General features: G+C 39.3%; 10 protein-coding genes and 1 pseudogene. All 11 read left to right on the top strand.

What is annotated here, in order from left to right; genetic code table 11:
- The coding region (locus tag B9N62_RS10585; protein WP_087585389.1) for a hypothetical protein at positions 1-342 on the top strand (342 nt) is incomplete at its 5' end.
- An 88-nt stretch (positions 343-430) separates the two neighbouring features.
- Positions 431-778, top strand: a complete 348-nt coding sequence (locus B9N62_RS10180; RefSeq protein ID WP_087585388.1) for a hypothetical protein — start codon at positions 431-433, stop codon at positions 776-778.
- Positions 779-840: 62 nt separating this feature from the next.
- Positions 841-1,647 (top strand): PD-(D/E)XK nuclease-like domain-containing protein, encoded by an 807-nt coding sequence (locus B9N62_RS10175; RefSeq protein WP_087585387.1) that lies wholly within the window; start codon positions 841-843, stop codon positions 1,645-1,647.
- 16 nt (positions 1,648-1,663) lie between these two features.
- Positions 1,664-1,807 carry a hypothetical protein gene (locus tag B9N62_RS10580; protein WP_180382197.1) on the top strand — a complete coding sequence of 48 codons (144 nt, stop codon included), beginning with the start codon at positions 1,664-1,666 and terminating at the stop codon, positions 1,805-1,807.
- Positions 1,808-1,843: 36 nt separating this feature from the next.
- Positions 1,844-1,972 (top strand): hypothetical protein, encoded by a 129-nt coding sequence (locus B9N62_RS10915; protein WP_257640250.1) that lies wholly within the window; start codon positions 1,844-1,846, stop codon positions 1,970-1,972.
- The gene (locus B9N62_RS10170) at positions 1,969-2,346 is read left to right on the top strand and encodes a type II toxin-antitoxin system death-on-curing family toxin (protein WP_087585386.1); all 378 of its coding nucleotides are present in this window, start codon (positions 1,969-1,971) and stop codon (positions 2,344-2,346) included. Before B9N62_RS10915 ends, B9N62_RS10170 begins: the two co-directional genes overlap by 4 nt.
- A gap of 102 nt (positions 2,347-2,448) precedes the next feature.
- Positions 2,449-3,261 (top strand): BRO family protein, encoded by an 813-nt coding sequence (locus tag B9N62_RS10165; protein ID WP_087585385.1) that lies wholly within the window; start codon positions 2,449-2,451, stop codon positions 3,259-3,261.
- Entirely contained in the window at positions 3,261-3,413 is a 153-nt protein-coding gene (locus B9N62_RS10160) for a toxin-antitoxin system HicB family antitoxin (protein ID WP_087585384.1), read from the top strand. Before B9N62_RS10165 ends, B9N62_RS10160 begins: the two co-directional genes overlap by 1 nt.
- 134 nt (positions 3,414-3,547) lie before the next feature.
- Positions 3,548-3,937, top strand: coding sequence for a Rha family transcriptional regulator (locus tag B9N62_RS10155; protein ID WP_087585383.1), 390 nt, complete (start codon positions 3,548-3,550; stop codon positions 3,935-3,937).
- A 131-nt stretch (positions 3,938-4,068) separates the two neighbouring features.
- Positions 4,069-4,203, top strand: coding sequence for a hypothetical protein (locus B9N62_RS10910; RefSeq protein WP_257640249.1), 135 nt, complete (start codon positions 4,069-4,071; stop codon positions 4,201-4,203).
- Positions 4,204-4,206: 3 nt separating this feature from the next.
- Positions 4,207-4,948 (top strand): annotated as a pseudogene (locus B9N62_RS10150) (hypothetical protein); the annotation flags it as partial.

Here is a 4,948-nt window from a genome sequence, read left to right as displayed (position 1 = left end):
ATGCAAAACATTAATGACCTAGAGCAAGCTTTAGAGAGCCTAAAAGCGCTTATCAAAGCTAAAAAAGACTACGAGAAATTAAGCACCAAATACGCCAACGTAAGTTTTAAAGATGTTACTCGCTCACAAAGAGTAAGGATAAGTAATCGTTTGGGCGACGCTGCGTTTGATGTGAAAGTTAAAACTGACAATCTTCACGCTGACTTAGTTGATGCTGGACTTTGTGAGATGAAAGAGCGCTATGAGCAAAGAGAGCTAAGGCAAAGTGCAGGATTAGGACATATATACCACGCTGCGTATTTGCCAAAAGTACCAAAGAGATACAAGGAACTACAAAAATGAAAACGCTAATTAAGTTTTTTAGGGTGCTTTTCAGCAATGGTGGCGAGATAAAGAATATCGCCTATTTAAATATCAAAAGGGGTTAAAAATGAGTTTGAACTACGACCTAGTATATGCCGAGAGCGACGTGGCACACATAAATTTAAACAAAGAATACGACGAGCTAATAACTGACATTGAAGCTGTATATAGCCGCCATCGCCACACCTTTAAAAATGCACTTGGCGAAGATAGTGGCGAAATAATTGATCTGCTTATTGAGCATTGCAAAAAAGACTTTTTCGCCTATGCAGCGCTTGTTTATGTGTTATGCGTTGAAGCTGAAATGAGTAACGACGCAGTCTTGAGCTATACAACTACTTACAAACAAACGCTTAAAAAACTACGAGAGGAGGCTGAAAGAGATGCGATACTCCACACTAAAGAGGCTTGTTGAGTTTTATGGCGAGCCAAATATGACTTGGGGAGAATTTCAAAAAATATTAAAAAGGTTAAAAAATGCTAACAAATAAAGAATACCACGCACGCCCTGAAATATCAAAGAGCGATCTTGACTTACTAGCAAAAAGCCCCCTACACTTAAAAATGAAAAATGAGCTTAAAAGTGAGCCTACAAAGGCTTTGCTTTTAGGCTCTGCGGTACATAAGTTAGTGTTAGAGCCAAAAGATTTTTCAAACGAGTTTAGTGTAGAGCCTGAAGTAGATAAACGCACCAAAGAGGGCAAAGCTATACACGAAGAATTTTTAAAAAAACTAGGTGGAAAAACGCCGATAAATTGGGCTAGTATTAGAACAGCTTTAAAGGTTGCAAACTCGATTAATTCTATGTATGAAACAGCTGAATTTTTAAAAGACGGATTAGCCGAACAAAGCTATTTTAGTGAGATAGAAGGCGTTGCGGTCAAATGTCGCCCTGATTTTTATAATGAGAAAATGGGTGCAGTGATCGATCTAAAAACAACTTCCGACGCTTCAGCTACTGGGTTTGCCAGATCGGTCGCTAGTTTTAATTATCACGTCCAAGCGGCTTTTTACAGCGATATTTTAAGAAGCTTAGGCAAAGAGGTTAATTACTTCTTGTTTATCGCCGTTGAAACGAAAGCCCCTTATTTCGTAGGCTTTTATGAGCTTGACGCCGCAGCGATAGAGCAAGGACGGAAAACATATCTTGAATTGCTAGAGCTTTACAAGTTTTGCCGTGATCATAATCAGTGGTGGGGCTATGCGAAAAAAGATGGCGATAAGATAAAAGCGGTGCAGACTTTGAGCTTACCAGCGTGGAAATTTTACGAGCAGATAGCGTGACTTGAAAGGATAGATGATGAAAGACAAACAAGCCAATATCGTTAGCATACGCCTAGACGACGAAACGCTACAAAAGTTAAAAGACGACGCGCAAAAAGAGTACCGCCCTTTAGCTATGCACTTGCGTAAAATTTTAATGGATTATCTGAAATCAAAGTAGGTTTTTGTATAATCGCGTAAATTTAAAGGAGAAATAATGCAGCCCAAAGTCGTTATACCCGCAGCAAGCGCAAAAGAGCGCAAAGCCGTGAAAGAAAAAATGAAAAACGTAGTCTTGCAAAACCCCAAAGTTAGAGCGGTTTTCGAAAGATTAAAAGACAAATGAACTATTTCGACATAGACGAAGCGGTCGAGCTTCACGATATGATTATAGATAGTATGGGCGGAGCGAAAGGCTATAATCAAACCAGCTTAGGTTATCTAGCCTCCGCGCTCGAACATATCAAAAATGACGAATACTACCCTACTTTTTTAGACAAACTCACGCATTTAGTCTTTTCTTGCGTTAAATTTCACCCGTTTTTAGACGGCAATAAGCGCACGGCGGTTTATCTGGGCGTTTTCTTTTTAGAGCTAAACAAACAAGAGGGCTATTTCGTGCATTTTGCGGTAACTATGGAGGACGTAGTCGTAAGATTAGCCGAAAATAGCATAAGTAAAGACGAACTGCGAGAGATAATAAAAGAAATTTTATACTAAGGAATAAAATGGACGACAACATCGTAAAACGCGTATGCAAAGAGCTTGGCATAACTCAAAGAGAGTTAGCGGAGATAAGACTAAACGCAAAAGGAACAAACTATGCAAACGCAACTAACACTTTTTGACGTAGATAACAGGGAAAACGACAAATTCGAGCTATCGTCGCATAAAAACGGCACTACATATTGGCTAGCGAGCGACTTGGCTCAAATGCTAGAATACGATAGTGTAAAGTCGCTAAACAAAGCTATAAATAAAGCTATCTCTATATGCTCGAACATAGGTCACAATATCTTAGAACATTTTACTCCGATTAACGGCGGTGCAGACTACAAGCTATCGCGCTTTGCCTGCTTTTTGACGTCTATGAATGCCGACTCTAAAAAGCCCGCGGTAGCAAAAGCCCAAGCGTATTTAGCTACCATAGCCGAAGCCTTACATCACTATATCGAGGCCGAGCAGCTCGAACGCCTAGACGTTAGAGAAAAAACGAAAGACGCAAACAAAGCCTTAACGGGCGTAGCCAACTCTCACGGAGTAGAAAACTACGCTTATTTTATGGATGCGGGGTATATGGGGATGTATAATATGCGCCTAAAAGACCTTTTGCATATCAAAGGGCTTACTCTAAAAGATAAGGTATTTGATTTTATGGGGGCCCGCGAGCTAGCCGCAAATCTTTTTAGACTTCAAGAGACCAAAGCCAAGATCGAAAATAACCGAATTTACGGGCAAAAAAACCTAGAAAACACGGCTTACGAAGTCGGCCGCAAAGTGCGAAATATAATGATAGAAAACGACGGCGTGCGCCCTGAAATGCTCGCCAGAACGGAACATATCAAAGAAGTATCCAAAGAGCTTAAAAAGATAGATAAAAAATTTAAAAAACTAGATAAATCAAAGGAGTCGTGATGGCAGAAGAAAAAGAAGCAAGCGGAAGCTATAATTTACAAATCAAAATTCCGTTAGAACTAAAAGAAAAGCTGGAAAGCTTAGCAAAAGAGGCGGGGGTATCGTTAAACCAATACGTAATGTTTATGTTTATTAGAGAAGTCCAAAAATAAGCGCTCGGATTTAATATCCGACCGCTTCAATGCGAAATCAATGTGAAAAGATTAACAAAATGATGTAAATATATTGACAAATCAATTTTATTTCAATATAATTCCAATAATATTTCATTGGAAAGGTATTGATTATGAACGATTTAGTCATAAATTACAACGGCATCCCAGCCACCACGCAAGACAAAGTTTCGGTTTTAACCGATAACAACGAACAATCAGTCCAACGACTTATCAGAACCTACGAGGCCGACTTAAGAGAATTCGGCGAGCTAAATTTTCACAACGTACAAGTTAAAGCAGGCTTAGGGCTTACATACAGAAAAGTTTATTGCCTAAACGAACAGCAAGCAACGCTACTACTTACGTATATGAAAAACACGGCTAAAGTTAGAGAAGCAAAAAAGATACTAGTCAAAGCCTTTTATGATATGAGGCAAAAGCTACAAGAATGCCAAATCAACGGCTACAAATCCCAAATTTCGCAGCATAACGCCCTTATCGCTAGTTTAAAACCGAACTAACCGAATTTAAACCTAAAAACGGCGAGCCTAGATATAAAAACTTAAAAACACTGCTAGAACACGCAAGGAAAGAGCGGGATTTTTACAGAACGAAGAGCATAAAGCTAGAGAATGAAAAAAGGGATAAGGAATTGAGGACGTTTAGAGCGTTGCAGCAGACGAAAGAACGGCTAGACCACGTCTTTACGGCGATAGGCGCGATTGAGGCATACGTGGCGAACGACGACCGCTTTTTTATGGAACAAAATGAAATTTTAAAAGGATAAAAAATGAACCAAATACAAGAATATCAAGATAGGAAAACGGAGCTTGAAGTAAAAAAATTTGAGCTTGAACAAAGGAAAGCTAAAGCTTTTGTGGCTACTGATTTTTTTCCAACTCATTTACGCAAGGGTAACGAAACAGCAAATATCGGAACGGCGATTATTGTGCTTGATTTAGCTCAGCGTATGAATATAGGCGCTTTAGAGGTAGCACAAAGTATTTATATCATTCACGGCAAACCTAGTTTTGAAACGAAATTCCTAGTTGCCAGGCTAAACTCAAGCGGACTTTTAAAGGGGCGATTGCAAACTATTGTAAGCCCTGATGGCAATAGCGCGCATTGTGAAGCCATAGACGCCCAAACTGGACAATTATTAAAAGGCACAACCATAACAATGGAAATGGCAAGGTGTGAGGGTTGGCTAAGTAAAAATGGCTCAAAATGGCAAACAATGCCAGAGCTAATGATGAAATATAGAGCGCAAAGTTTTTTTATAAATGAATTTTTCCCAGAGGTAAAATATGGACTAAAAACATCTGATGAAGTGGAGGATATTGTTACATTTGAGCCTAAAGAACAATCAAAAACATCGCCAAAAGCTAGCTTAAACGAGCTTTTGAGTAGTTCGGAAAAACCGAACAGCTCAGTTAGTGTAAAAAATTCACAAACTGAATACACCGAAGCCGCGCCCATTGAAGTTGAAATCGCAACTGTAAAAGAAAATTTGACAGTTGAGCCAATGCCTC

The sequence above is a fragment of the Campylobacter concisus genome, from assembly GCF_002165785.1.
GTDB classification, from domain to species: domain Bacteria; phylum Campylobacterota; class Campylobacteria; order Campylobacterales; family Campylobacteraceae; genus Campylobacter_A; species Campylobacter_A concisus_W.
This window is presented reverse-complemented; position numbering and strand designations above follow the sequence as displayed.